Origin of the sequence: Yersinia proxima (assembly GCF_902170785.1) — a bacterium.
Lineage (GTDB): Bacteria > Pseudomonadota > Gammaproteobacteria > Enterobacterales > Enterobacteriaceae > Yersinia > Yersinia proxima.
The window spans coordinates 21,011-47,355 of the sequence record NZ_CABHYG010000014.1 but is presented as its reverse complement, the minus strand read 5'-3'; the positions used below and the strand labels follow the sequence as shown (position 1 = coordinate 47,355).

Here is a 26,345-nt window from a genome sequence, read left to right as displayed (position 1 = left end):
CACACTCCATTGATTAAACCTTAAAGCCGCTAATCACACTTTCTAACTGCAAGGTTTGATCCTGCATAGCTTGCGCTGCCGCCGCCACTTGTTCCACCAGCGCCGCATTTTGCTGCGTTGAGTTATCTAACTGATTAATAGCCAGATTAACCTGCTCGATACCCAAACTTTGCTCCTGGCTGGATGCCATGATTTCATTCATTAATGCCGCCACATTGGAAACCCCGCTCATCAGGTCATCCATAGTGGTGCCCGCATCTGCTACCAAACCCGTACCAATCGCAATATCAGCCACCGAGTCTTCAATCAGCTTTTTAATTTCGCGAGCAGAAGTCGCTGAGCGCTGCGCTAAATTACGCACCTCAGAAGCAACTACCGCAAAACCTCGCCCTTGCTCACCCGCTCTTGCTGCTTCTACCGCCGCATTCAATGCCAGGATATTGGTTTGGAAGGCAATACTGTCAATCACACTGATAATATCGACGATTTTCTTCGACGAATGGTTGATTGACCCCATGGTATCCACCACTTTCTTCACCACCGTGCTGCCTTTCACCGCCACAGTGGAAGCATCCATCGCCAGTTGATTAGCGTGGCTGGCGTTATCCGCATTCTGTTTAACGGTACTGGTCAGTTCATCCATTGAAGCAGCAGTTTCTTCAATCGAACTGGCTTGATCTTCAGTGCGAGCGGATAAATCCAGATTGCCACTGGCAATTTGGCGCGACGCTGATGCGATAGCTAAGCTACTTTCACCGACTTGTCGCATCATTTGCTGCAAATAGTCGATAAAATCGTTGAAACTCTGGTTAATAGCGTTGAATTCCGGACTACTGCTTTGTGGCAAGCGCTGGGTTAAATCAGCCCCTCCCGCAGATAATGCGGTAATATTCTCTTTCAAAGCCGCCAGACGTTTCATAAAGACGCGGATAGAGAACACCAGGAACAACAGTAATATCAACATAATGGGGATCTGTACTAGCCCCAAATGCAGCAAGATACTGTGGCTCTGTTTGACCAATAAGCTAGTTGGCAGGTCAGTGACCAAATACCACGGGCTATTGGCGATCGGGCGGATAAACAGGGTATGAGAGGTTCCATCGACATCAAATTCACTTTCCAGTGATTTCTGGTCTTTCATCTGGGCTAACAACCGCTGTGTTTCTGCCGCCATTGGTGAACTGGCAGCAAAGTCGGACAGATTTTTTAATTCTGCTTTGCCATCAGCCAAGGCGCTGCTACCCACAACTTTGCCATCAGCCTCAACAATTAGAATGGTGCCATTGACCTTCTGTTCCATCTCCTTAACCAGGCGGTTAAAGAAGCCTAAAGTGACATCAATGGTAGAAACACCATAAGCCTCGTCACCTTTATAAATCGCCATGGCGCAGTTGGTTCTCGGCTGCGGACTGGCATCATCCTGATAGGCTTTAGCCCAGGCACAGAAGCCTTTCGGGGCATTTAAGCCATCTTTGTACCACGGTTGTTCAAAATAATTTTGTGACTCAGGCGAATTCCAGTGGGTATTCACCGTTAGTTTATTTTCCCCATTACGGGCAAAGAAAGTGCTGAATTTAATCACCCCTTGCTCGCGTTTATTGGGTAATGGCCAAATCCCACCACCAAAGACATTACTGTCACCATATTGATCCACTAACCCCGGCAATAATGAGTCGATGGTATTACTGTCCATTATGGCAACGGCCTGGGTAATACTGCGGGCTTGTGCTTCTACTTTGTTCATTTGCGCCGTTATCGCTGTCGCGATTTGGTCAACGCTGTTGCTAACAATGGTGCTTTCAGATTGCTTGAGTTGTGGTGTCACAAAAAGCTGAATAACCACTACAGTGATTATCAGCAAGAAAATGAAAAACGCACTTACGAGTAAGGTGAATCGGGCTTGAGTGGTTTTTAGCATTATCGTGTCGCTCAATGTAAGAGAGCTGGATAGCTCCAGATCTATTAACGGCATTCCACTCATAGACTTGATAACGGAAAGAAACGATTTTTCTGTTTTTATCCTGCGATCACAATTTCAGTGCAATAAATCCACAACTGAGACTCATTCAAGTGAGACTTAAAGAGATAACAGGGTAGATAGTCATTGTTTTATCGCACAAGTTTGCCCTACTCTGAGGGTGGAACAGCATCTTTTATTCACTTATCGGGAGCATGCCATGTCACAACAACCCCTTAAAATCGTTACCCTATTGGGTAGCTTGCGTAATGGTTCCTACAATGCCATGGTGGCGCGTGCGCTGCCTAAATTAGCGCCAACTGGTGTGATTATCGAAGCCCTGCCATCTATTCGTGATATCCCGCTTTATGATGCTGATCTCCAGCAGGAAGAGGGGTTCCCGTCCACGATTGAGGCCATTGCTGAGCAGATTCGTCAGGCCGATGGGGTCATTATCGTGACACCGGAATATAACTATTCAGTCCCCGGCGGGTTGAAGAACGCCATCGACTGGTTATCCCGTTTACCCAACCAGCCACTCGCCAACAAACCGGTGACCATTCAGACCAGCTCTATGGGGCCGATTGGCGGAGCGCGTTGTCAGTATCATCTGCGTCAGATTTTGGTTTTCCTTGAAGCGATGGTAATGAATAAACCTGAATTTATGGGCGGCGTGATTCAAAGCAAAGTCGATGAACAAACGAAAGAACTGACGGATCAGGGAACGCTGGATTTTCTGACCAAACAGCTTGCTGCCTTTGCCACTTACATTGAACGCGTTCGGGTGAAATAACTCTCGAAGGTTACAAAACCCCCATGACATGCGGTGTTGGGGGTTTCCTCTGTATCTCGCCCCATGTTATCAATAACCACCTTCTCTTTTGTGGATGCGACCCACTCATGGCCTTTAAAATCACTGTCTGGTTTATCCTGACCCTGATGTCCACTCTTTGGCTGGGCTGGTACGGGCTGAATACACAGCAAGCTGAGCGAGAAGCTGATTTTCGTACTATTCATCGCGAATTGAGCCAACAGTTGGCGCAGCAGCAGGCGATTTTATTTTTGGCGTTGGAACCAAGTCAACTGGTGCAGTTACAGCGCCATTTCCCACAACTGGTAGCGATAAACCAAATACCAGCAGATCAATCGAAACCCGGTCAACTCACCTTACACCTTCAGGATGGAGATTATCGTTTAGCGAACTCCTACAGCGGCAGTGGTTTGCAGGTTAATGCCCAGAAGTTACTGCAAGTGGTAGGTTTACCGCCTCATTTTGACAGTCTGGTATTGCGCTATCAGCAGCATCAACTCGCGATTTTGGGCCATTCAGCGCCTGAAAGTTTCTGGCAGTGGCAAAAACCGGTGGGCGAAGGGGCGCAATCTTTCATTTTGATAGGTCATGCCACCCCGGTTTGGCGTGATTTACCTTGGTTCACCGCCCTACTGCTTTCGCTGATAATAGCCGCCGCCTTGTACAGTTGGCAGCGCTGGCAACTATTGGCTCAACACCGTTTACATGCCGAGCAGCGCGCCAAGTTTGCCGATCAAGCCAGACTCAATGCCATGGGGGAAATTGCAACCGGCATCGCCCATGAATTAAACCAGCCGCTCACCGCAACATTGACCTATAACCAGACCGCGCTACGGCTATTACCGCCGCAGGACGAGAAAGTTGCCCCATTGCTGGTGGCCTCTGTCGAGCAAATCAAACGCATTGCCGCTTTATTAGACCGGCTGCGAACCTTGCTCAGCCGCGGGCAAATAAATTTACAACCGGTTGTCGTGGCTGATATCTGGCGGCGAGTGAATGTGTTGTTGAGTCAGGAAATAACCGCGGCGAATGTCAAAATCATAAATATGATTCCGGCAAATCTACCCACACTGCAAAGTGACCCTTTATGGCTGGAGCAGGTTTTTCATAATTTACTCAGCAATGCTATTCAGGCTCTCCAACATACCCCTACCCCGACGGTGATTTTCACAATAAATATCACAGCCAAACAATGGGTTATTCAGATTGAAGATAACGGGCCGGGGCTCACTCATCAGCAGTTAGATAGCCTGTTCACCCCCTTCTATACCACTCGAGAGAGCGGGTTGGGCTTAGGACTGACTCTTTGTGAAACCTTGGTACAACGAATGGGAGGCGACATAAAAGCGGGAAACAATGAACATGGGGGTGCTTGCTTTACCCTCACTTTTCCTCTAATTGCCGGGAATACACATGACAAAACACATTTATCTGATTGATGATGATGAGGGTGTTCGCGCAGCATTGAGCGCATTACTCACGACTATGGGCTGGGAGGTTAAAGCATTCAGTAACGGCCAGATATTCCTCGATACCTTTGCCATTACTCAGCCAAGTTGTGTATTGCTCGATATTCGTATGCCGGGTAAAAGTGGCATGACTATATTAGAAGCTATCCAAGAGCGTAATAGCGCCCTGCCGGTCATCATTATGACGGGGCATGGTAATGTTGAATTATGCCGCCGGGCCTTTAAAGGTGGTGCTCTGGAGTTTTTGACCAAACCTATTGATGCCGATGTCCTGATCGAAACCGTCAGTATGGCGCTGGAGCAGCATGAACAATCGCTGACAGCCCATAAGCAGCGGGAGAGCTATCAACAGCTATTCAACCAACTCTCTGCTCGCGAGCGGGAAGTTGCCGCCCTGATTATTCAAGGGGAAACCAGCAAACAGATTGCCCATACATTGTCGCTATCTCCACGAACGGTTGAGGCTCACCGCGCGAATATCTTTGCCAAGCTAGAGGTCAACTCGCTGGCATTACTTATTCATTATTACGCGCCATTGATAATTATTGAATAAGTATAAATACCTAGTAAAACGGGTAGTTAGCCGAATGTTTTTTCACCACTTTTCGCCGTAGCATAGCGTTACTGTGAGGAATTCACTTCGCTAACAATAAGGATTTTATATGATCAAGCCTATTGCCCTGACCTCTGCCTTATTCATCGGCCTGATAACTCAAGCCTCTGCTGCGGGTCTGAATACTGAACGCAATATCTCTTTGGCTCTGGCTACCGATGTGGCAAGCCGTACCCTTGCCGTTTGCCAGGCTGATGGCTATAACGTTGCGGTCACCGTTGTGGATCGCGCTGGCATCATCAAAACTGTGCTGCGTGCTGATAATGCTGGCCCACATACCGTAAAAGCCAGTGAGCAAAAAGCCTTTACCGCGCTGTCGACCAAAACCCCAAGTGGCACAGTGATGGAAAACAGTCAGAAAACACCCGCGGCCAATAACCTGAAAGATATTCCCGGTTTCTTACTCTTAGGTGGCGGTGTGCCGGTGAAAGCAGGAGATGAGGTAGTCGGTGCGATAGGTGTTGCTGGCGCGCCCGGTGGGCATCTGGATGCACAATGTGCCACAAAAGCACTGGAGCAAATCAGCGCTCAGTTGAAGTAATACGATATTCAATAAAACGGCCCACTTTCAATACTGAGAGCGGGCCGTTTCGCTATTTGCTATTAATGATCAACAGAATTTGCGATTAGTGATCAACAAACGCAATTTTCAGCACAAACAGTAGCGCAACCACCACCACGCATGGGCTGATCTCACGCCAGCGACCAGTACCCAACTTCATCAGGCAGTAAGAGATAAAGCCCAGCGCGATCCCTTCAGTAATCGAGAAACTGAACGGCATCATCACTGCGGTAACAAACGCCGGAACTGCTTCGGTCAGGTCATCCCATTTCACACGGGATAGGCTGGATGTCATCAGCACGCCAACATAAATCAACGCACCCGCTGCAGCATAAGCAGGCACCATTCCCGCCAGTGGGGAAACAAACATCACCAGCAGGAATAAAATCCCTACCACCACCGCAGTTAAACCGGTACGACCACCGACAGAAACACCGGAAGAGCTTTCGATATAAGCCGTCACTGATGATGTACCAATAAACGCGCCGGCAACAGAGCTGATGCTGTCCACATACAGCGCTTGTTTCATGCGCGGGAACTTGCCTTTATGGTCGGTTAAACCGGCTTTATCCGTGACACCAATCAATGTACCAGATGAATCGAACAGGTTAACCAGCATGAAGGAGAAAATGATCCCCGCCATACCAATATTCAGTGCACCGGCTAAATCGACCTGCCCGACCACAGAGGTCACATTTGGCGGCATGGAGAAGATGCCAGAGTAATGGACATCACCCAGCGCCCAGCCGATTAATGTCGTCACAACAATCGATACCAGGACTGCGGCATGGATATTGCGAGATGCCAGAACCGCGATAATAAAGAAGCCCAGCGCCCCCAACAACACACTGTGAGAGGTTAGATTACCAACCGCGACTAACGTGTCTGGATTTGCCACCACGATGCCGGCATTTTTCAGCCCCATCATGGCAATAAACAGGCCGATACCGCTGGTGATCCCTACTCGCAGGCTTAGCGGAATGTTAGCGATCATCCAATATCGGATACGGAAAATGGTAAGCAAAAGGAAACCGATTGCGCCCCAGAAAATAGCACCCATGCCGACTTGCCATGAAATACCCATCGCGCCAACCACCACAAAAGCGAAGAAAGCATTAAGCCCCATCGCCGGTGCCAGAGCGACCGGTAAGTTAGCCAACAGGCCCATAAAGATGCTACCAAAGGCGGCAATCAGGCAGGTCGTCACGAATACAGCCTGCACATCCATACCCGCAACCCCTAAAATCTGTGGGTTAACGAACACAATATAGACCATGGTCAGGAAGGTTGTGATACCCGCAATTAACTCAGTACGGGCGGTAGTCCCATGTTGTTTCAGTTTAAAAACACGTTCGAGCAGCCCCTGCTCAGTATCAAGGTTTGGTTTACTCATTCGAGGAGTTCCACAGAAGGGAGTGATAGTTAGGGATATCCTATAACAAAAAAAACGTTGTTTAGAGCGAGATCACACTCTATTTGGCTATTTTTTATCTGCCGTGTTGCGCAACAGGTGATTAAACATTAACCGTGAGTTATTCAACTTATTGAATTTTATTCATTTGATATGAGTAATATTGCTAGCAAGGTAATTATCTATCGCATTCTGGGGCAGGATGGTTAAAGTGGGATAAAGAGGGTTTGTATGATTAAAGGGAGAAATAAGTGAGTAATATTGAATGCGTTATGTTCGATTGCGACGGAACCCTGGTCGACAGTGAAGTGCTGTGTTGTCAGGCCTATGTTGTGATGTTTGCCCATTATGATATTCACCTGTCGCTGGAAGAGGTCATTAAGCGTTTTAAAGGCGTAAAACTCAATGAGATTGTCGCGCTGGTGAGCCAGGAAAACGGCCTGGATGAACCCATAGAAAAGCTGGAAAAACTATACCGTGCCGAAGTTGCCCGCTTATTTGATGCGGAGCTACAACCTATTGCTGGAGCAAAAGAGCTGCTAGAGCAAATCACATTGCCGGTTTGTGTGGTGTCTAATGGGCCGGTGAGTAAAATGCAGCACTCGCTTGGGCTGACCGGCTTACTGCCGTTTTTTGAAGACAAACTTTATAGCGGCTACGACATCCAGCGTTGGAAGCCCGATCCGACTCTGATTTATCATGCAGCAGAAAAGATGCAGGTTGCGACCGAGCGCTGCATATTAGTTGAAGACTCAGCAGCCGGCACCCATGCCGGAATAGCCGCAGGGATACCGGTGTATTATTACTGCGCCGATCCGCATAACCAGCCGATTCACCATCCATTGGTCACCATGTTTGATGATATGCGGCAACTACCTGACTTATGGCGTGAAAGAGGCTGGCAGATTACCCGCCATTAACTTGCTGGCAATACCGGCTTATTTTGCCACCAGCGCCATGACCGTTTAATGGCGCTTTGCTTATTAATGGTATGTTGCGGGCTAAAACGGCGATTAAGACCATTGGCTAATAAGTCCAGCGTCAAACATAAAACGAAATAGACTAATGCCACGAACAGGAACACTTCCATCGGGTAAACCATGCTGCGGTTATTAACCTGAGTGGCCAAAAATGTCAGTTCATTTACCCCGACGATATAGGCCAGCGAGGTGTCCTTAATCAAAGAAATCCATTGATTGATGAATGATGGCACCATCATGCGTAAGGCTTGTGGCAAGACGATAAACCACAAAACCTGCCAGCGATTGAAACCTAATGATAAACCCGCCTGCCACTGCCCAGCCCCGATTGCCACGATCCCGGCTTTCACCGCATGAGCCAGATAAGCCGATGCAATCAGTGCCAGCGCACACACCACTGTGGTGATTTCCGGTATATCCACACCAAACACAATTGGTAGTAGAAAATACGTCCAAAAAATCAACATAATCACCGGAATTGCGCGAAAAAACCCTAGAACGGCGGCCAATACTCCGGCCCAAACACCACGGGACATCGCCAACGCCACGCCCAGCGCCGTGCCTAAAATTGCCGAAGCCACCCCAGCCAACAGGCTGATCAACAACGTTAATGCCGCTCCGCCTAGTGGGCCATCAGGAAAAGTGCCCCACAACAGATAAGTCCAGTTATCAGCAATAATGGTAAAATCCATCTCAGTGCCCCTTAGCGAGGGTTCGCTGCTGACGCCACATACCCCAGGCCTCAATCAACGCAATAATCGCGATATACAATACCGTCGCGACACCGAAAGCCTGGAATGTCCGCAATGTTTCGGTTTCAACCTGACGAGAGGCATAAGAAAGCTCAGCCACCCCAATAGCCATAGCTAACGACGAGTTTTTAATAATATTCATATATTGGCCAAGTAACGGCGGCATAGCTATCTTCAATGCCTGCGGCAACACCACATGGCGCATAGCCTGCCACCCCGTCAACCCCAGTGCATGGGCGGCATACTTTTGCCCCTTCGCAACCCCGCAGATCCCCGAACGCAACTCTTCAGCAATAAATGCCGTGGAATAACAGGTCAACCCGATAAAACCAGCCAAAAATTCGAAAGAAGGCCAGCCGAGGGTTAACCCGAAAAACGTGATTTCATGCGGTGTATTAAGCCAAGGTATCCAGGATGCGGGTAGAAACTGACTGGCAGCGAAGTACCAAAAGAACAACTGGATCAGTAGTGGTGTGTTGCGGAATAGGGTGCTGTAACCAATGGCAAACCATTGCAGCCCTTTGAGTTCACTGTCTCTGGCGGCGGCCAGCAAAAAGCCCAACAACGTCGAGGCCACCACCGTGCAGGCTGAAATCCACAACGTCAGTAGAAAACCATGCCACAACCAGTCAAGATATTGCGGGGCCAGTAACCAGTCAGTGAGGTGATGTAGATTCATAGGGCTTTAGACCTATTTCTGTTTGACGCTTCAATAGGGTCTTTTTTGGGGCACACAATAAAATCCATTTTTTACTCTTACATACCTATGAGTCATAACGTTATAGCCTAAGTCATTGACGTTGCAGGTAGGCAGCCAGCAAACAAATCCCGATGAGCTTACTCAAGTAAGTGATTCGGGTAAGTGCGCGCAGCTAACACCCCTGCAACTTCAAGGACTAAGGATATATTATGCTTTAGGCTGTTGATCCAATGGTGCAAATTTGAAATCGCCACGTGGTTGAGCGGCTTTGGTTTCTGGCCCGAACCAGCGGTCATAAATTTTTGCTGCTTCGCCATCTTTTTCCAGTTTAACCAGAGTCTCGTTCACTTCAGCGGTTAAACGATCTTCACCTTTAGGAATACCAATGCCTTGATATTCTTTGGTAATACTGAATGGTGAGATTTCAAAATCTGCTTTTTGTGCTTCAGGAAGGTTACCCAGTAGCCCGACTAATTTGGCATCATCCTGAGTGATAGCTTGAACATTACCATTGCGCAAAGCGGTAAATGCCACAGGAGTATCATCATAGGAAATGACTTTCGCGGTTGGATAGCGATCACGCAAGGTTATTTCCTGTACTGTACCTTTATCCGCACCGATACGTAATTTGCCGATATCTTCTGGCGTTTTCAGCACACCTTTATGAGCAATAAATTTCTGACCAGTGGCAAAATACGGCAAGCTGAAGTTCACTTCCTTGGCGCGGTCATCAGTAATAGTGAAGTTAGCAGCAATCAAATCCACTTTTTTAGATGTCAGTAATGGAATACGGTTAGCCGGGTTGGTTGCCCGCAGTTCAACTTTTACCCCTAAATCTTTCGCAATCGCATTCGCCACATCCACATCATATCCCACCAATTTTTTGGTCTGTGGGTCGATGTAACCAAACGGAGGGTTGCTATCGAAAACAGCAATCCGCACCACTCCTTCCTTCTTGATATCATCCAGTTTATCTGCATGAGCCGCACCTGAAAGTGTGGCGAGGCTTGCTAACAACGTCAGTGCCAGAACGCTTTTTTTTGTGGATAGAGATTGCTTCATTGAAAGCTCCTAAGATGATTAAGATGTTGCGCTGTGTGTAAGCTATCAATTTGGCGTTAGGTCAGGAAATAATATAAAAAGATATATTTATAACCAATTAATCTCAGTAAATGAGTCTTATTATATTGATAAGAATCGCACGTTAAGAAGTGTTGGAGCATAAGAGGGGAGGAGACGGAATTACCCCCAACCACACCTTAACTTTCGGTATGATTGGGGTAAAAGAGGTTACTTTTCAGCTTTATTAGAAAGCAGCTTTTCTAAATCGTCGCCACCCAAGTGACGGAAATCATGCCCTTTGACAAAGTAGAAGATGAATTCGCAAATATTTTGGCAGCGATCGCCAATACGCTCAATTGAACGGGCACAAAACAGCGCTGTTAGCACGCTGGGTATGGTGCGCGGATCTTCCATCATATACGTCATTAACTGGCGCACAATGCCTTCATATTCCTGATCGACTTTCTTATCTTCGCGATAAATTCGGATAGCTTCATCCAAATCCATGCGGGCAAAAGCATCCAATACATCATGCAACATCTGCACAGTATGACGTCCTAAAGACTCCAAACTGACTAACAGAGGCTGATGTTGATGCGAGAATTTTTCCAGCGCAGTACGGCAGATTTTATCCGCCACATCACCGATACGCTCTAGCTCAGAAATCGTTTTAATGATGGCCATCACCAGGCGCAGATCACTCGCTGTTGGCTGACGTTTGGCAATGATGCGCACACAGGCTTCATCAATAGCCACTTCCATCATATTGACCTTTTTATCGCCAGCAATAACCTGTTTTGCTAACTCACCGTCCTGATTGTGCATGGCGGTGATCGCGTCAGATAATTGTTGTTCCACCAGCCCACCCATAGTCAAAACCTGGGTGCGGATATGTTCAAGTTCTGCATTGAACTGGCCGGAAATATGTTTATTAAGATTCAAGTTATCCATGATACTTCCCGTTCTTATAGCCTATCCCAAAGGCAGTAGGCAAAATTGATGTAGTAGCCTATGAGTAAAATCAGCCATAGCGACCGGTGATATAATCTTCCGTCTGTTTCTGCTGTGGCGCGGTAAACAGGGTATCGGTATCACTGAATTCAATTAACTCACCCAGATACATAAATGCTGTGTGATCTGAACAACGAGCGGCCTGCTGCATGTTGTGCGTCACAATCACCACGGTATAGTCTGACTTCAACTCACTAATCAGCTCTTCAATTCGACCGGTAGAAATTGGGTCAAGTGCTGAACAAGGCTCATCAAGCAACAACACATCAGGGCGGATGGCAATACCACGGGCGATACATAAACGCTGCTGCTGCCCACCGGACAAGCTATAGCCACTCTGGTGCAGCTTATCCTTGGTTTCATTCCACAAAGCCGCTTTGGTCAATGCCCATTGCACGCGTTCATCCATATCAGCGCGAGACAAGTTCTCAAACAGTTTCACACCAAAGGCGATGTTATCGTAAATCGACATTGGGAATGGCGTTGGCTTTTGGAAAACCATACCCACTTTGGCCCGTAGCAACGCAATATCTTGTTTATCAGTCAGGATATTCTGCCCATCCAGCAAAATATCACCTTCAGCACGCTGATCCGGGTACAACTGGTACATTTTATTGAATGTACGCAGTAGTGTTGATTTACCGCAGCCTGATGGGCCAATGAATGCTGTGACCTGGTTTTTGGCAATATCCAGCGAAATATTCTTCAGCGCATGGAATTTGCCGTAGTAGAAGTTCAGATCGCGAACCTGAATTTTGCTGTTGTTGATGTCAGTAGCCATACTCATCAAGACTTCTCTCTTTTAGCCAATGCCGCCGTAGCCGCATTTTGGAATTTATTGGCGAATCGTTATTTTCTTTGCTAATTAATGGCACTTTCTCAGCCGATTAATATTTTTTCTTAGCGAAAATAACGCGAGCCAGAATATTCAATAACAGTACACATAGCGTGATTAACAGCACCCCGGCCCATGCCAGCTGCTGCCATTCGGCAAACGGGCTCATGGCAAACTTAAAGATAGTGACCGGCAAGTTCGCAATAGGCCGCGTCAGATCGGTGCTCCAGAATTGGTTGGAGAGCGACGTGAACAGCAAAGGTGCCGTTTCACCGGCAATACGTGCGACTGCCAGCAAGATCCCGGTCAAAATACCTGATATAGAGGCTTTCAACGTAATAGCCGAAATCATGCGCCATTTTGGCGTACCTAATGCATAGGCTGCTTCGCGCAGGCTATCAGGCACCAGTTTCAACATATTTTCAGTGGTACGGATAACAATAGGTATCTGTAACAGCGCCAGTGCAATCACCCCAGCCCAGCCCGAGAAATGCTCCATTTTGGCAACCACAATGGTGTAGACAAACAAGCCGACCACGATAGAAGGAGCTGATAGCAAAATGTCATTAATAAAGCGGGTAATTTCTGCCAGCCAGGATTTACGGCCATATTCCGCCAGATAAATTCCCGCCATGATGCCCAATGGGGTGCCGATGACGGTCGCCCACAGAATTAATAATCCACTCCCGGCAATGGCGTTAGCCAAACCACCGCCAGCGGTATTAGGTGGTGGTGTCATCTCGGTAAACAGCGCCAAAGACATGCCGTCGATACCTTTGGTGACAGTAGAAAATAAAATCCACACTAACCAGAACAGGCCAAACGCCATAGTTGCCATTGAAAGTATCAAGGCAATCCGATTCTTTTGACGACGCCAGGCCTGCTTTTTACGGCGGGTTTCCATCAGCGTCGCATCACTTTGCATATTCATCGTTGTCATCTTAGCGCCCCTCTTTCTTAGCCAGACGCAAAATCATTAGCTTAGATAAAGCCAGTACGATAAAGGTAATAACGAATAAGATTAGACCCAGTTCCATCAACGCGGCGGTATGTAAACCAGATTCAGCTTCAGCAAATTCATTTGCCAACGCAGAGGTAATGCTGTTGCCCGGCATAAACAGCGAGAAGCTGTCGAGCTGATAGGTATTACCGATAATAAAGGTCACTGCCATGGTTTCACCCAACGCACGACCCAGGCCCAACATCACACCGCCGATAACGCCATTTTTGGTATAAGGCAGCACAATGCGCCAAATCACTTCCCATGTGGTACAGCCAATGCCATAGGCCGACTCTTTCATCATCACGGGAGTTTGTTCGAACACATCGCGCATAACCGCGGCAATGTAAGGAATAATCATGATAGCCAGGATGACACCGGCGGCCAGAATACCAATACCGAATGCCGGGCCAGAGAACAATACGCCAACAATGGGGATGCCGGACATCACGTTGCCGACGGGCTCTTGGAAGTAGCGGGCAAACAGCGGAGCGAAGACGAAAAGACCCCACATGCCGTAAACAATACTTGGGATGGCCGCCAGCAATTCAATCGCCACACCCAACGGGCGTTTTAGCCAGTTCGGCGCGAGTTCAGTGAGAAACAAGGCAATACCGAAACTAACCGGAACCGCAATGAGCAAAGCGATAACCGAGGTCACAACCGTACCGTAAATCGGCACTAATGCACCAAATTGTTCAGCTGGCGCATCCCACTCTTTAGTCCACAGGAAAGCCCAACCAAATTTCTCGATACTTGGCCAGGAAGCAATAATCAGTGAAACGATAATGCCGCCCAACAGAAATAGCGTAATCAGCGCAGCCAGTTTAACCAGCGCACTGAAAATGATGTCACCGTATTGACTCGGTGCTTTGATTGTCGGCTTGTTCGCAGCCATAGACTCTCTTCTCATCCTACCCCTAATACTTCAAGCTGCAGGGGTGTTGGCTGCTTTCGCTCACCCCAGTCACTTACTTGAGTAAGCTCCTGGGGATTATCTCAATTGCCGCCTACCTGCAACTCGAATTATTTAGGGTATATATTGTGAATCAATATTTCATAAACCGCTTGTTGCCAATAAATCAAAAGATTGGCTTACCGCTGCTGTCTTTAATCTGAGTTTTCCAGGCAGCACGGACTTGCTCGACAACTTCAGCTGGCAATGTTGCATAATCCAGCTCGTTGGCTTGTTTAGCACCGTGGGTGTAACCCCAGTCAAAGAACTTCAATACTTCAGCGCCGTTAGCGGCATTTTTTTGCTCTTTATGTACCAAGATGAAAGTTGTTGATGTAATTGGCCATACATCATCACCTTTTTGATTGGTTAAATCTTGAGCGAATGTTTTGCTCCAGTCTACACCTTTTGCCGCAGAGCTAAAGCTATGCTCAGTCGGACTAACGGGTTTGCCATCAGCAGAAACCAGTTTGGTGTAAGCCAGGTTATTCTGTTTGGCGTAAGCATATTCTACATAGCCAATGGAGCCTGGCAGGCGCTGTACGAATGCGGCAATACCGTCATTACCTTTGCCACCCAAACCAGTCGGCCAGTTAACAGTAGAACCTGCACCCACTTTTTCTTTCCATTCTGCATTCACTTTAGCCAGGTAGCTGGTGAATACGAATGAAGTACCGGAACCGTCAGCGCGGCGCACTACAGCGATATTTTGATCTGGCAATTTAACGCCTGGGTTCAACTTAGTAATAGCCGGGTCATTCCACTTTTTCACATTGCCCAGATAGATATCACCCAGTGTTTTGCCATCTAAAGTCAGCTCACCGGATTTAATACCAGGGATATTCACGGCCAACACCACACCGCCAATCACTGTCGGGAATTGGAACAAACCTTCAGCAGCCAGTTTGTCGTCTGCTAATGGCGCATCAGAAGCACCGAAATCAACAGTATTGGCAATGATTTGTTTCACGCCACCTGAAGAACCGATCCCCTGATAGTTAACTTTGTTACCTGTTTCTTTCTGATAAGAATCTGCCCACTTGGCATACACCGGCGCGGGGAATGTCGCACCTGCACCTGTCAGGCTTGCAGCAGCGAACGCGGACACAGTGGTCATAGATAAAGTCGCTGCCACAATGCTGGCTACGGTGGTACGCATCAGTTTCATAATCCCTCCTAATGGGATATTAGAATTAACTCTAAAATGTTTTCATCAGATTAAGTATGGTGCAGGAGGGAAAATAGGACAGTTTAATGACAGAAAAATGTACGGAATATTACAGTTATATGACAAACAAGAAGAGTTTAAATAAATTCATTTAATATCAATAAATTAACATCAATTCATGGCAATTGCTTTATCCTTTATTTCGTAAAAAACTCACTTTACTTGTTCTAATACGTCCTATTACTGGTTTATTTTTTGCGCAAAAATGACACTTAATGACGGAACTATAAAAACAAAAAAGCCGACAAAATGCCGGCTTTTATTTATGCGATTTTCCGCTTATTACTCAACAGTAACCGATTTTGCCAGGTTACGTGGCTGATCCACGTCGGTGCCTTTAATCAGCGCAACATGGTAAGACAGCAACTGTAGCGGCACAGTGTAGAAGATAGGGGCAATAATCTCTTCCACATGCGGTAACTGAATGATTTTCATACCTTCGCTATCAGTGAAACCTGCATCTTGATCAGCGAATACATACAGTAAACCGCCGCGTGCGCGCACCTCTTCAATGTTAGATTTCAGTTTTTCCAACAATTCGTTATTTGGCGCGACCACGATGACCGGCATGTCAGCATCAATCAATGCCAATGGACCGTGTTTCAATTCACCCGCAGCATAGGCTTCAGCATGAATATAAGAGATCTCTTTCAGTTTCAGTGCACCTTCCATCGCAATCGGGTATTGATCACCACGACCAAGGAACAGTGCATTGTGCTTATCAGAGAAACCTTCAGCCAGCGCTTCAATGGTTTTATCCAGAGACAGCATCTGCTCTATGCGGGCAGGCAGCGCCTGTAACGCATGAACAATATCGTGCTCCAGACTGGCATCAGCACCTTTTAACTTGCCGATACGCCCCACCAGCATTAATAACACCGTCAACTGAGTGGTAAAGGCTTTGGTTGAGGCCACGCCAATCTCGGTTCCAGCTTTGGTCATCAAGGCCAAATCTGATTCACGAACCAGCGAAGAACCGGCGACGTTACAAATTGCCAGCGAACCTAAGTATCCTAACTCTTTGGATAAACGCAGAGCAGCCAGCGTATCCGCTGTTTCACCCGATTGTGACAAGGTGATCAGCAAGCTATTAGGGCGCACAGCAGATTTGCGGTAACGGAATTCAGAGGCGATTTCTACGTCACAAGGCACACCGGCTAATGACTCAAACCAATAGCGTGAAACCATACCTGAGTTGTAAGAAGTACCACAGGCTATGATTTGGATATGTTGCACATCCGCCAGTAGAGCATCGGCTTTCGGGCCAAGCTCTGATAAATCAATCGCCCCGTGGTTTAAACGGCCTTCCAGCGTATTTTTAATCGCCATCGGCTGTTCATAAATCTCTTTTTGCATATAATGGCGGTAAACACCTTTATCACCGGCATCATATTGCACCTGAGATTCGATTTCAGGGCGCTCAATAGCGTTACCCTGCTTATCAAAAATGGCGATGCTACGGCGAGTCACTTCAACCACATCCCCTTCTTCCAGGAAGATAAAGCGACGGGTTACCGGCAACAGGGCCAGTTGGTCGGAGGCAATAAAGTTTTCACCAACACCACAGCCAATCACCAGCGGGCTACCAGAACGGGCGGCGACCAAGCGACTTGGGTCACGACTATCCATCACCACAGTGCCGTACGCGCCACGCAATTGCGGGATCACACGTTTGACCACTTCCAGCAAAGAACCGCCCTGCTGTAGCTCCCAGTGCACCAGATGAGCAATAACTTCAGTATCAGTTTCAGAACTGAAACGGTAGCCACGGTTAATCAGCAATTCACGTAACGGTTCGTGATTTTCGATAATACCGTTGTGAACCACGGAGATATAGTCAGAAACATGAGGGTGCGCATTGGCCTCTGATGGCTCACCATGAGTGGCCCAACGGGTATGTGCAATCCCGGTTCCACCATGTAAAGCCTGATTTTCGGCCGCATCAGACAGCGCCTGAACTTTACCCACACGACGTAAACGAGTCAGATTACCTTCAGCATCCACTACAGCTAAACCGGCTGAGTCATAGCCACGGTATTCAAGACGACGTAAACCTTCGATCAGAATCTCAGCGATATCACGTTGCGCTACTGCGCCAACAATTCCACACATCTGTTTTATTCCTATGTAAGGTTCTTTTAGAACCTTGTCGATGTCAGTGACCTGAATTTCCGGATTTTCCGGGTTCCCCGAGCCTGTAGAGTTGGGGATTATTATGTTTTGTTCTGTACTCTCAGCAGAAATATATATGCCAAAAATACAGGGCAAAACATCCCTTCAATACAGAATAACGAACGTTGAAGGGACTGTTTTATATACCCTAAATAATTCGAGTTACAGGAAGGCGGCAATTGAGCGAATCCCCAGGAGCTTACATAAGTAAGTGACTGGGGGGAACGAAAGCAGCCAACGCACATGCAACTTGAAGTATGACGGGTATAGATTATTTTTTCTTAACCGGACGTTGCCAACCCTGCACATGGACTTGCTTAACGCGGCTAAGCACTAACTCGTTTTCGGCGATATCACGGGTGACAGTTGTCCCTGCGGCAATCGTCGCGCCGTTTGCAACCGTGACGGGAGCCACCAGTTGAGTATCGGACCCGACAAAGACATCATCGCCAATAATAGTTTTAAACTTATTAGCTCCATCATAGTTGCAAGTTATAGTTCCTGCGCCAATATTTACGCCAGAGCCAATTTCAGCATCGCCTAAATAGGAGAGATGACCAGCTTTAGAGCCTTTACCCAAGCGGGCTTTCTTGATCTCAACAAAGTTACCGACATGCGCGCCTTCAGCTAATTCCGCACCAGGCCGCAGGCGGGCAAATGGCCCAACAGTACAACCAGCATCCAAACGAGAATCTTCTAATACACTGTATGGGCTGATTTCGGAATCATCACCAATCACACAGTTTTTGAGAACACACCCAGTTCCAATACGAACTCGATCACCTAAAGTCACATGGCCTTCAATGATGACATTGGTATCAATAGTGATGTCACGGCCATGTGTTAATTCTCCGCGCAAATCAAAGCGCGCTGGGTCCAGCAACATCACCCCAGCCAGCAAAAGCTTCTCAGCTTGCTCTGACTGATAAACGCGTTCAAGAGCGGCTAATTGCAGCCGGTTGTTGACACCTTCAACCTCACTCAGACGAGCGGGATGCACCGTAGCTATTTTCTTACCATCAGCATGGGCCAGCGCAATAATATCGGTGATATAAAACTCACCTTGGGCATTATTGTTATCCAGCAGTGATAACCAACGCTTTAAATCACGACCATTGGCAACCAAAATCCCAGTATTGATTTCATTAATCTCACGCTGCGTGTCGCTGGCATCTTTATGCTCAACAATCCCGACTACATCGCCATTTTCACGCACAATACGGCCATAACCACTAGGGTTATCCAACTTCACAGTTAGCAAGCCAATACCACCTTGTGGCTTCGCTGCTAACAAACGCTGGAGCGTATCAACTGAAATTAACGGTACGTCGCCGTACAGCATCAGGACATCTTCATCATCAGCAAAATGTGGAGCAGCTTGTTGCATCGCATGCCCAGTACCTAACTGCTCAGCTTGTAGCACCCAGTTCAATGTCGGGTCAGTAAGTGTTTTTTGCAACAACTCGCCGCCATGCCCATAAACCAGATGAACCTGCTGAGCACCCAACTTCATGGCAGCATCAATAACATGCTGAACCATCGGCTTACCTGCCAGTGGGTGTAACACCTTAGGAAGGTCGGAATACATACGTGTCCCCTTACCTGCGGCAAGGATGACTACACTCATTGAGCTGTTAGACATAAGCAACCTGATAACTCCAAATTAATAGACGGAAGTAAACCTGTTTAGCGAAATAATTACTACATATTTCTCAGCGAAAAACGTACTCAACCCGCATGGTTAAAGGGTTGTAGCGATGAGGCATGTAATAAAAAAATGTCGCAAAAAGTGTCTGCGATCAGCGACGTTTTTTGACCTGTTTTTCTCAAAAAACAATCCCCCACAGAAATTATTAACCACTTATTTTACGGCAAGAAACAAGCATTTTTAGAAAGAAATGCTTTTAGTTTAGCTGAGGCTTAATTAAATAACAGAAAGTCGGAAGAAGGTGATTAACGAATGCATACTATTGGGTATGAAGGTAAAAAAAATGCCAATCAGCTTTACTGACTGGCATTCTATCGTTCTTTATATTCTTCGTATTTGAAGTTGCGGACGGTTTAGCAACCTTCGCTGGTAACCGACATCCTCAATTACTTTAAATATATAATAATTATACAAATTAGTGGGTTACTAAAAACCCACTACTGTAAAATTACATCGCTTTCCTGGTCAGCTCGATTACACGTAGTTTTGCAATCGCCTTCGCCAATTCAGCGGATGCCTGTGCATAGTCGACATCGCCGTGGGAGTTATTGATATGTTCTTCTGCTTTGCGTTTAGACTCCAACGCCTTAGCTTCATCCAGATCAGTTCCACGAATAGCAGTGTCAGCCAATACGATCACCACACTCGGTTGCACCTCAAGGATGCCGCCAGAAAGATAAATAAACTCTTCCTCACCGAACTGCTTAACGATACGTATCATGCCAGGCTTAATGGCAGTGAGCAGTGGGGCGTGACCAGGGAAAATCCCTAGCTCACCTTCACTACCCGTCACCTGAATTTTTTGTACCACGCCAGAGAACATCTTCTTCTCAGCGCTCACAACATCCAGATGGTAAGTCATTGCAGCCATGTCACCCTCCAGTCAACAGCGTTACAGTTTCTTGGCTTTTTCCACTGCTTCTTCAATGGTGCCAACCATGTAGAACGCCTGCTCCGGCAGGTGGTCATAGTCGCCGTTCATGATGCCTTTGAAACCACGGATGGTATCTTTCAGCGATACGAACTTGCCCGGTGAACCGGTAAAGACTTCTGCCACGAAGAACGGTTGAGACAGGAAGCGTTGGATTTTACGCGCACGGGATACCACCAGTTTGTCATCTTCTGACAACTCGTCCATACCCAAGATTGCGATAATATCTTTCAGTTCCTGGTAACGTTGCAGAATAGACTGCACGCCACGCGCTACATCGTAGTGCTCCTGACCAACAACCAGCGGATCAAGCTGACGGCTGGTGGAGTCAAGCGGATCAACCGCCGGGTAAATACCCAGAGAGGCGATTTGACGGCTCAGAACGACGGTTGCATCCAAGTGAGCAAAGGTGGTTGCTGGAGATGGGTCAGTCAAGTCATCCGCTGGCACGTAAACGGCCTGAACAGAGGTGATTGAACCCGTCTTGGTGGAAGTAATACGTTCCTGCAACACACCCATCTCTTCTGCCAGAGTTGGCTGGTAACCTACGGCAGATGGCATACGACCCAGCAGTGCGGAAACTTCCGTACCGGCTAAGGTATAGCGATAGATGTTATCGATGAACAGCAATACGTCACGACCTTCATCACGGAATTTCTCCGCCATGGTCAGGCCGGTCAGTGCAACGCGCAGACGGTTTCCTGGTGGCTCATTCATCTGGCCATAAACCAAGGATACTTTGTCCAGAACGTTGGAGTCAGTCATCTCGTGGTAGAAGTCGTTACCCTCACGAGTACGCTCACCCACACCGGCAAATACAGAGTAACCTGAGTGCTCAATCGCAATGTTACGAATAAGCTCCATCATGTTTACTGTTTTACCTACACCCGCACCACCGAACAGACCGACTTTACCGCCCTTAGCGAACGGACAAATCAAGTCCATTACCTTGATACCGGTTTCTAACAAGTCTTGCGAGCTGGCAAGATCTTCGTAAGAAGGCGCTTCACGGTGGATTGCCCAACGCTCTTCTTCGCCGATAGGACCTTTCATGTCGATTGGGTCACCCAATACGTTCATGATACGGCCCAGAGTTGACTTGCCCACTGGCACTTCAATTGGGTGTTCCAGGTTGATGACTTTCAACCCGCGGCTCAGACCATCGGAAGAGCCCATTGCGATACAACGAACAACACCACCGCCCAGCTGTTGCTGAACTTCCAGCACGAGCTTCTCAGCTGCGCCTTCAACCTCAAGGGCGTTGTACACTTTTGGTACAGCGTCTTGGGGGAATTCGACGTCCACTACGGCGCCGATTACCTGGATAATCTTTCCAGTAGCCATCTTGAATCCTCTACGTAATACGTTTACCCGTCATATTCCAAATTGCTGGGGCGTTGGCTGCCTTCTCTCACCCTATTGCTTACTTGAGTAAGCGCCTGGGGATGTGCTCAGTTGCCGCCTTCCCGCAATCTGAACTATTTAGGGTAATAACCTGGTTAAACCGCGGAGGCTCCCCCGACGATCTCGGTGAGTTCCTGAGTGATGCTGGCCTGACGAGCCTTGTTGTAAACCAACTGCAGCTCTTTGATCAGACTACCGCCGTTATCGGTGGCGGCTTTCATCGCTACCATTCGCGCGGCCTGTTCGCTGGCCAGGTTTTCAACGACGCCCTGATAAACTTGCGATTCCACATAGCGACGCAGGAGAGTATCCAGCAGTGCTTTAGGATCAGGTTCATACAGGTAATCCCAGGATTTCTTCTTCAGCTCACCGTCTTCCGCTGGCGGAAGTGGTAACAGCTGCATGATCCGTGGTTCCTGAGACATCGTATTGATAAACTTGTTATTAACGATATACAGTTTATCCAAACGACCTTCATCATAGGCTTGCAGCATGACTTTAACTGGCCCGATAAGTTCTGACAGAGAAGGGTTATCCCCCATGCCAGTCACTTGAGCAACAATTTTGCCGCCCACGGAACCAAAGAAAGATGCTGCTTTTGATCCGATCAGCGCTAAATCGCATTCAACGCCTTTTTCAGACCAACCTTTCATCTCAGCCAACAGTTTTTTGAACAAGTTAATGTTCAAACCACCACACAAGCCACGGTCTGTAGAAACCACCAGATACCCAACGCGCTTAACATCACGCTCTTCCAGGTATGGATGTTTGTATTCCAGATTACCTAGCGCAAGGTGACCAATCACACTACGCATTGTTTCTGCATAAGGACGGCTGGCCGCCATGCGTTCCTGCGATTTACGCATTTTGGAGGCGGCGACCATCTCCATGGCTTTGGTGATCTTTTGCGTGTTTTGCACGCTGGCGATCTTGGAACGTATCTCTTTTGCGCCGGCCATTTCTGCTTCTCCTCATTGCCAGACGGCCTGCTTTCCTAATGAAAAGCAGGACCGTATAGCGTTACCAGGACTGGGTTGCCTTAAATGTATCAAGGATGCCTTTCAGCTTGGCCTCGATCTCATCGTTATACGCGCCAGTTTGGTTGATTTGTTGCATAAGCTCGGCATGCTCACGGTCAGCAAACGCCAACAGCGCAGCTTCAAAGCTACCTACCTTCGCCAACTCGATATCACCCAGATAACCACGTTCAGCTGCGAACAGAACCAGAGACTGCTGCGCAACTGACATCGGTGCGTATTGTTTCTGTTTCAGAAGCTCGGTCACTTTCTGGCCGTGGCTCAGCTGTTTGCGTGTTGCATCATCCAAATCGGATGCGAACTGGGAGAACGCGGCAAGCTCACGATACTGTGCCAGAGCGGTACGGATACCACCGGACAGTTTTTTCATGATCTTGGTCTGCGCTGCACCACCCACACGAGATACGGAGATACCTGGGTTAACCGCAGGACGAATACCGGCGTTAAACAGGCTGGATTCCAGGAAGATCTGACCATCGGTAATAGAAATTACGTTAGTCGGAACGAACGCGGAAACGTCCCCTGCTTGAGTTTCAATGATTGGTAATGCGGTCAAAGAACCGGTTTTACCTTTCACTTCACCCTTGGTAAAGGCTTCAACGTAATCGGCGTTAACACGCGCAGCACGCTCCAGCAAACGGGAGTGGAGGTAGAATACGTCGCCAGGATAGGCTTCACGACCTGGTGGACGACGAAGCAGCAAGGAGATTTGACGATATGCAACAGCCTGTTTAGACAGGTCATCATAAATAATCAGCGCATCTTCACCGCGGTCGCGGAAATATTCACCCATGGCACAACCGGAGTAAGGTGCCAGGTATTGCAATGCTGCTGATTCTGATGCAGTCGCTACCACCACAATGGTGTTAGCCAACGCGCCATGTTCTTCCAGTTTACGCACTACGTTTGCAACAGTAGAGGCTTTCTGGCCGATAGCAACATACACACATTTAATGCCTGAATCGCGCTGGTTGATGATCGCATCAATCGCCAGAGCAGTTTTACCTGTCTGACGGTCACCGATGATCAATTCACGCTGACCACGACCGATTGGAATCATGGCATCGACTGACTTATAACCAGTCTGAACAGGTTCATCAACGGATTGACGTTCGATAACGCCAGGTGCGATAGCTTCAACAGCTGAGAAGCCGTCGTTTTCTACCGGACCTTTACCATCAACAGGTTCACCCAGAGTATTGACGACGCGACCCAACAGGCCACGACCGACTGGAACTTCCAGGATACGGCCAGTACATTTAACCTTCATGCCTTCAGCAAGATCGGCGTACGGACCCATAACTACAGCACCTACGGAGTCGCGCTCCAGGTTCAGTGCGATTGCGTAACGGTTGCCAGGCAGTGCGATCATCTCGCCTTGCATTACATCAGCCAGACCGTGTACACGAATGATCCCGTCACTAACGGAAACAATAGTACCTTCATTGTGAGCTTCGCTCACTACATTGAACTGAGCAATGCGCTGCTTGATCAGTTCGCTGATTTCGGTGGAATTCAGTTGCATATGCTCCAGTCCCCTTAAGACTGCAAGACGTCCGCCAGGCGTTCTAGACGACCGCGAACGCTGCCATCTATCACCATATCGCCTGCACGTATTACTACGCCGGCCATTACGGACTTATCGATTTTGCAATTCAGCTTAACTTTGCGTGATAGACGTTTTTCCATCGCAGCGGCAATTTTAGCCAGCTGTTCGTCGTTCAATGGGCTCGCAGAGCTCACTTCAACGTCGACGGTCGACTCCAGCGAGGCACGCAGTTGAATAAACTGCTGTAGTACCTCAGGAAGAACCAGTAAACGGCCATTCTCCGCCATAACTCGAATGAAGTTCTGTGCGGGTTCATCGAGCTGATCACCACAGACTGCAATAAACGTCTTAGACATTGTTTCTGGCGCTACCGCACCGGAAAGCAATTCAGCGATCTGTTCATTGCTAGTCACTTGGGCAGTAAACGCCAGCATATCTTGCCAACGATCAACCGCCTGGTGCTCAACAGCAAAGTCAAAAGCTGCTTTGGCGTAGGGGCGAGCTACAGTTACAAATTCAGACATCAGCCCCTCCCTCCTTACAGTTCAGCGACCAGTTTATCAACGATGTCGCTGTTAGCAGCTTCATCCACGGAACGTTCGATGATCTTCTCGGCGCCAGCTATAGCCAACATCGCGACTTGCTTACGCAACTCTTCACGAGCACGCTTACGTTCGGCGTCGATCTCTGCCTGCGCTTGCGCCACGATTTTGTTACGTTCCTGTTCAGCTTCTGCTTTAGCTTCATCAAGGATCTGAGCTTTGCGTTTACTTGCCTGCTCAATAATCACCTGTGCTTCTGCTTTGGCCTTCTTCAGTTGGTCGGTCGCATTGGCTTGCGCTAAGTCCAAATCTTTTTTGGCACGCTCTGCAGAAGAGAGACCGTCAGCAATTTCTTTTTGACGCTTCTCAATGGCTGCCATAATCGGCGGCCATATATACTTCATACAAAACAGGACAAACAGGACAAACGCGATGGCCTGGCCGAGGATTGTTGCGTTAAGATTCACAGCACAATGCCTCTTTAAAAGTTAATAGTTTGGTGTAGTTCACAGTAGAGAAAACTCTACTTACGCGACAGCAAACATCACGTACAGACCCAGACCAACAGCGATCATAGGGATGGCGTCAACCAGGCCCATGACGATAAAGAACTGTGTACGCAGCAGAGGAATCAGGTCAGGCTGACGTGCAGCGCCTTCCAAAAATTTACCACCCAGGATGCCGATACCGATCGCAGCACCGATTGCCGCTAAACCCATCATTATAGCGGCAGCCATGTACAGCAGATCCATATTCAGGTTTTCCATGACAGTCTCCAGTTTATTTCAGTTAAAACGCAGTAGTGTTATAAGAAAATCAGTGCTCTTCGGACGCCATCGACAGATAGACAATCGTCAGAACCATGAAGATAAAGGCTTGTAACGTAATAATCAGTATGTGGAAGATAGCCCAAGGTAAACTGAGCATCCACTGTGACCACCACGGCAACAGGCCAGCAATCAGGATGAAGATCAACTCACCCGCATACATGTTGCCGAACAGTCGCAGACCGAGTGAAACCGGTTTGGACAGCAGGCTGACACCTTCCAGAATTAAGTTAACTGGAATGAATATCGGGTGATTGAACGGCTGCATCGTTAATTCTTTTACGAAGCCGCCTACACCTTTCATTTTAATGCTATAGAACAGGATCAGGATGAAGACACCCAATGCCATGGACAAGGTAATACTCACGTCAGCGGTAGGTACTACACGTAGTGCAGGCAACCCAAAGACATGTTCACCAATATAAGGCAGTAAATCGATTGGCAGTAAGTCCATCATGTTCATCAATAAAACCCAAACAAACACGGTCAGGGCTAATGGTGCGATGACTTTACTTTTGCCGTGGTACATATCCCGTACGCTGTTATCGACAAAACCGATAATTAACTCAACAGCCGTCTGCAATTTGCCAGGCACACCACTGGTGGCACCTGCCGCAACTTTGCGGAAAACAAACAGAAAAGCTAACCCCAGCACGACAGAGAAGAACAAAGAGTCAATGTTCAACGTCCAGAACGTCGCAGGGCCAGGTGAGTGGGGATTGACCAACTCAAAGGTACGCAGGTCCAACTGAAGGTTATTCAGGTGGTGACCTATGTAGTCCCTTGGAGTAGAGATTTCTCCTGATGCAGACATGATGCCTCTTACCCT

The 26,345-nt window shown here is 47.8% G+C and carries 25 protein-coding genes; 5 read left to right on the top strand and 20 right to left on the bottom strand.

Going from position 1 to position 26,345, the window contains the following annotated elements; translation table 11 throughout:
- Positions 1-13: 13 nt before the first annotated feature.
- The gene (locus tag FTB31_RS11985; protein ID WP_227720125.1) at positions 14-1,918 is read right to left on the bottom strand and encodes a methyl-accepting chemotaxis protein; all 1,905 of its coding nucleotides are present in this window, start codon (positions 1,916-1,918) and stop codon (positions 14-16) included.
- A 259-nt stretch (positions 1,919-2,177) separates the two neighbouring features.
- Here FTB31_RS11985 and FTB31_RS11980 point away from each other — a divergent pair, with 259 nt between their 5' ends.
- From FTB31_RS11980 to FTB31_RS11965, 4 genes are all read left to right on the top strand, one after another.
- Entirely contained in the window at positions 2,178-2,750 is a 573-nt protein-coding gene (locus FTB31_RS11980; protein WP_227724250.1) for an NADPH-dependent FMN reductase, read from the top strand.
- Positions 2,751-2,857: 107 nt separating this feature from the next.
- Positions 2,858-4,207 carry a sensor histidine kinase gene (locus FTB31_RS11975; protein WP_077295011.1) on the top strand — a complete coding sequence of 450 codons (1,350 nt, stop codon included), beginning with the start codon at positions 2,858-2,860 and terminating at the stop codon, positions 4,205-4,207.
- Positions 4,182-4,790, top strand: a complete 609-nt coding sequence (locus FTB31_RS11970) for a response regulator transcription factor (protein ID WP_077175068.1) — start codon at positions 4,182-4,184, stop codon at positions 4,788-4,790. Before FTB31_RS11975 ends, FTB31_RS11970 begins: the two co-directional genes overlap by 26 nt.
- A gap of 109 nt (positions 4,791-4,899) precedes the next feature.
- Positions 4,900-5,391 carry a GlcG/HbpS family heme-binding protein gene (locus tag FTB31_RS11965; protein WP_005161124.1) on the top strand — a complete coding sequence of 164 codons (492 nt, stop codon included), beginning with the start codon at positions 4,900-4,902 and terminating at the stop codon, positions 5,389-5,391.
- 85 nt (positions 5,392-5,476) lie between these two features.
- On the opposite strand, the gene FTB31_RS11960 is transcribed toward FTB31_RS11965, so the two are convergent.
- The gene (locus tag FTB31_RS11960; RefSeq protein WP_227728951.1) at positions 5,477-6,805 is read right to left on the bottom strand and encodes an NCS2 family permease; all 1,329 of its coding nucleotides are present in this window, start codon (positions 6,803-6,805) and stop codon (positions 5,477-5,479) included.
- A gap of 269 nt (positions 6,806-7,074) precedes the next feature.
- Here FTB31_RS11960 and yieH point away from each other — a divergent pair, with 269 nt between their 5' ends.
- Positions 7,075-7,743 carry a 6-phosphogluconate phosphatase gene (gene yieH / locus FTB31_RS11955; RefSeq protein ID WP_077175070.1) on the top strand — a complete coding sequence of 223 codons (669 nt, stop codon included), beginning with the start codon at positions 7,075-7,077 and terminating at the stop codon, positions 7,741-7,743.
- Here the strand turns inward: yieH and FTB31_RS11950 are convergent.
- The 18 genes from FTB31_RS11950 to atpB all read right to left on the bottom strand — a co-directional run bounded on the left by FTB31_RS11950 (position 7,740) and on the right by atpB (position 26,330).
- A complete protein-coding gene (locus FTB31_RS11950) occupies positions 7,740-8,495 on the bottom strand; it encodes an amino acid ABC transporter permease (protein ID WP_077175071.1) in 756 nt (251 codons plus the stop codon). The two genes, yieH and FTB31_RS11950, sit on opposite strands and share 4 nt — an antisense overlap.
- A gap of 1 nt (position 8,496) precedes the next feature.
- Positions 8,497-9,234 (bottom strand): amino acid ABC transporter permease, encoded by a 738-nt coding sequence (locus FTB31_RS11945; protein WP_077295017.1) that lies wholly within the window; start codon positions 9,232-9,234, stop codon positions 8,497-8,499.
- Positions 9,235-9,462: 228 nt separating this feature from the next.
- The gene (locus FTB31_RS11940) at positions 9,463-10,317 is read right to left on the bottom strand and encodes an ABC transporter substrate-binding protein (protein ID WP_050078730.1); all 855 of its coding nucleotides are present in this window, start codon (positions 10,315-10,317) and stop codon (positions 9,463-9,465) included.
- 228 nt (positions 10,318-10,545) lie between these two features.
- Positions 10,546-11,268, bottom strand: a complete 723-nt coding sequence (gene phoU, locus FTB31_RS11935) for a phosphate signaling complex protein PhoU (protein WP_050078729.1) — start codon at positions 11,266-11,268, stop codon at positions 10,546-10,548.
- Positions 11,269-11,338: 70 nt separating this feature from the next.
- The gene (gene pstB, locus FTB31_RS11930) at positions 11,339-12,115 is read right to left on the bottom strand and encodes a phosphate ABC transporter ATP-binding protein PstB (protein ID WP_004713904.1); all 777 of its coding nucleotides are present in this window, start codon (positions 12,113-12,115) and stop codon (positions 11,339-11,341) included.
- A 100-nt stretch (positions 12,116-12,215) separates the two neighbouring features.
- The gene (pstA, locus tag FTB31_RS11925) at positions 12,216-13,103 is read right to left on the bottom strand and encodes a phosphate ABC transporter permease PstA (protein ID WP_005175158.1); all 888 of its coding nucleotides are present in this window, start codon (positions 13,101-13,103) and stop codon (positions 12,216-12,218) included.
- Between the two features lies 1 nt (position 13,104).
- Positions 13,105-14,061, bottom strand: coding sequence for a phosphate ABC transporter permease PstC (gene pstC / locus FTB31_RS11920; RefSeq protein ID WP_005175159.1), 957 nt, complete (start codon positions 14,059-14,061; stop codon positions 13,105-13,107).
- 184 nt (positions 14,062-14,245) lie between these two features.
- Positions 14,246-15,286 (bottom strand): phosphate ABC transporter substrate-binding protein PstS, encoded by a 1,041-nt coding sequence (pstS, locus tag FTB31_RS11915; protein ID WP_005175162.1) that lies wholly within the window; start codon positions 15,284-15,286, stop codon positions 14,246-14,248.
- 342 nt (positions 15,287-15,628) lie between these two features.
- The gene (glmS, locus tag FTB31_RS11910; protein ID WP_227726552.1) at positions 15,629-17,458 is read right to left on the bottom strand and encodes a glutamine--fructose-6-phosphate transaminase (isomerizing); all 1,830 of its coding nucleotides are present in this window, start codon (positions 17,456-17,458) and stop codon (positions 15,629-15,631) included.
- Between the two features lie 331 nt (positions 17,459-17,789).
- The gene (gene glmU / locus FTB31_RS11905) at positions 17,790-19,160 is read right to left on the bottom strand and encodes a bifunctional UDP-N-acetylglucosamine diphosphorylase/glucosamine-1-phosphate N-acetyltransferase GlmU (protein WP_227731405.1); all 1,371 of its coding nucleotides are present in this window, start codon (positions 19,158-19,160) and stop codon (positions 17,790-17,792) included.
- 514 nt (positions 19,161-19,674) lie between these two features.
- On the bottom strand, positions 19,675-20,097 hold the full coding sequence (locus FTB31_RS11900) for a F0F1 ATP synthase subunit epsilon (RefSeq protein ID WP_005175169.1): 423 nt from the start codon (positions 20,095-20,097) through the stop codon (positions 19,675-19,677).
- Positions 20,098-20,118: 21 nt separating this feature from the next.
- A complete protein-coding gene (gene atpD / locus FTB31_RS11895) occupies positions 20,119-21,501 on the bottom strand; it encodes a F0F1 ATP synthase subunit beta (protein WP_005161168.1) in 1,383 nt (460 codons plus the stop codon).
- A gap of 155 nt (positions 21,502-21,656) precedes the next feature.
- On the bottom strand, positions 21,657-22,520 hold the full coding sequence (gene atpG, locus FTB31_RS11890) for a F0F1 ATP synthase subunit gamma (RefSeq protein WP_011817476.1): 864 nt from the start codon (positions 22,518-22,520) through the stop codon (positions 21,657-21,659).
- Between the two features lie 61 nt (positions 22,521-22,581).
- Entirely contained in the window at positions 22,582-24,123 is a 1,542-nt protein-coding gene (atpA, locus tag FTB31_RS11885; RefSeq protein WP_050078722.1) for a F0F1 ATP synthase subunit alpha, read from the bottom strand.
- A 14-nt stretch (positions 24,124-24,137) separates the two neighbouring features.
- Positions 24,138-24,671 (bottom strand): F0F1 ATP synthase subunit delta, encoded by a 534-nt coding sequence (atpH, locus tag FTB31_RS11880; protein ID WP_227721634.1) that lies wholly within the window; start codon positions 24,669-24,671, stop codon positions 24,138-24,140.
- A gap of 14 nt (positions 24,672-24,685) precedes the next feature.
- Positions 24,686-25,156, bottom strand: coding sequence for a F0F1 ATP synthase subunit B (gene atpF / locus FTB31_RS11875; RefSeq protein WP_004393038.1), 471 nt, complete (start codon positions 25,154-25,156; stop codon positions 24,686-24,688).
- Between the two features lie 60 nt (positions 25,157-25,216).
- Complete coding sequence (gene atpE, locus FTB31_RS11870; protein ID WP_004393045.1) at positions 25,217-25,456, bottom strand: F0F1 ATP synthase subunit C; 240 nt, start codon at positions 25,454-25,456, stop codon at positions 25,217-25,219.
- Between the two features lie 49 nt (positions 25,457-25,505).
- Positions 25,506-26,330, bottom strand: a complete 825-nt coding sequence (gene atpB / locus FTB31_RS11865) for a F0F1 ATP synthase subunit A (RefSeq protein ID WP_005161179.1) — start codon at positions 26,328-26,330, stop codon at positions 25,506-25,508.
- Positions 26,331-26,345 lie beyond the last annotated feature (15 nt).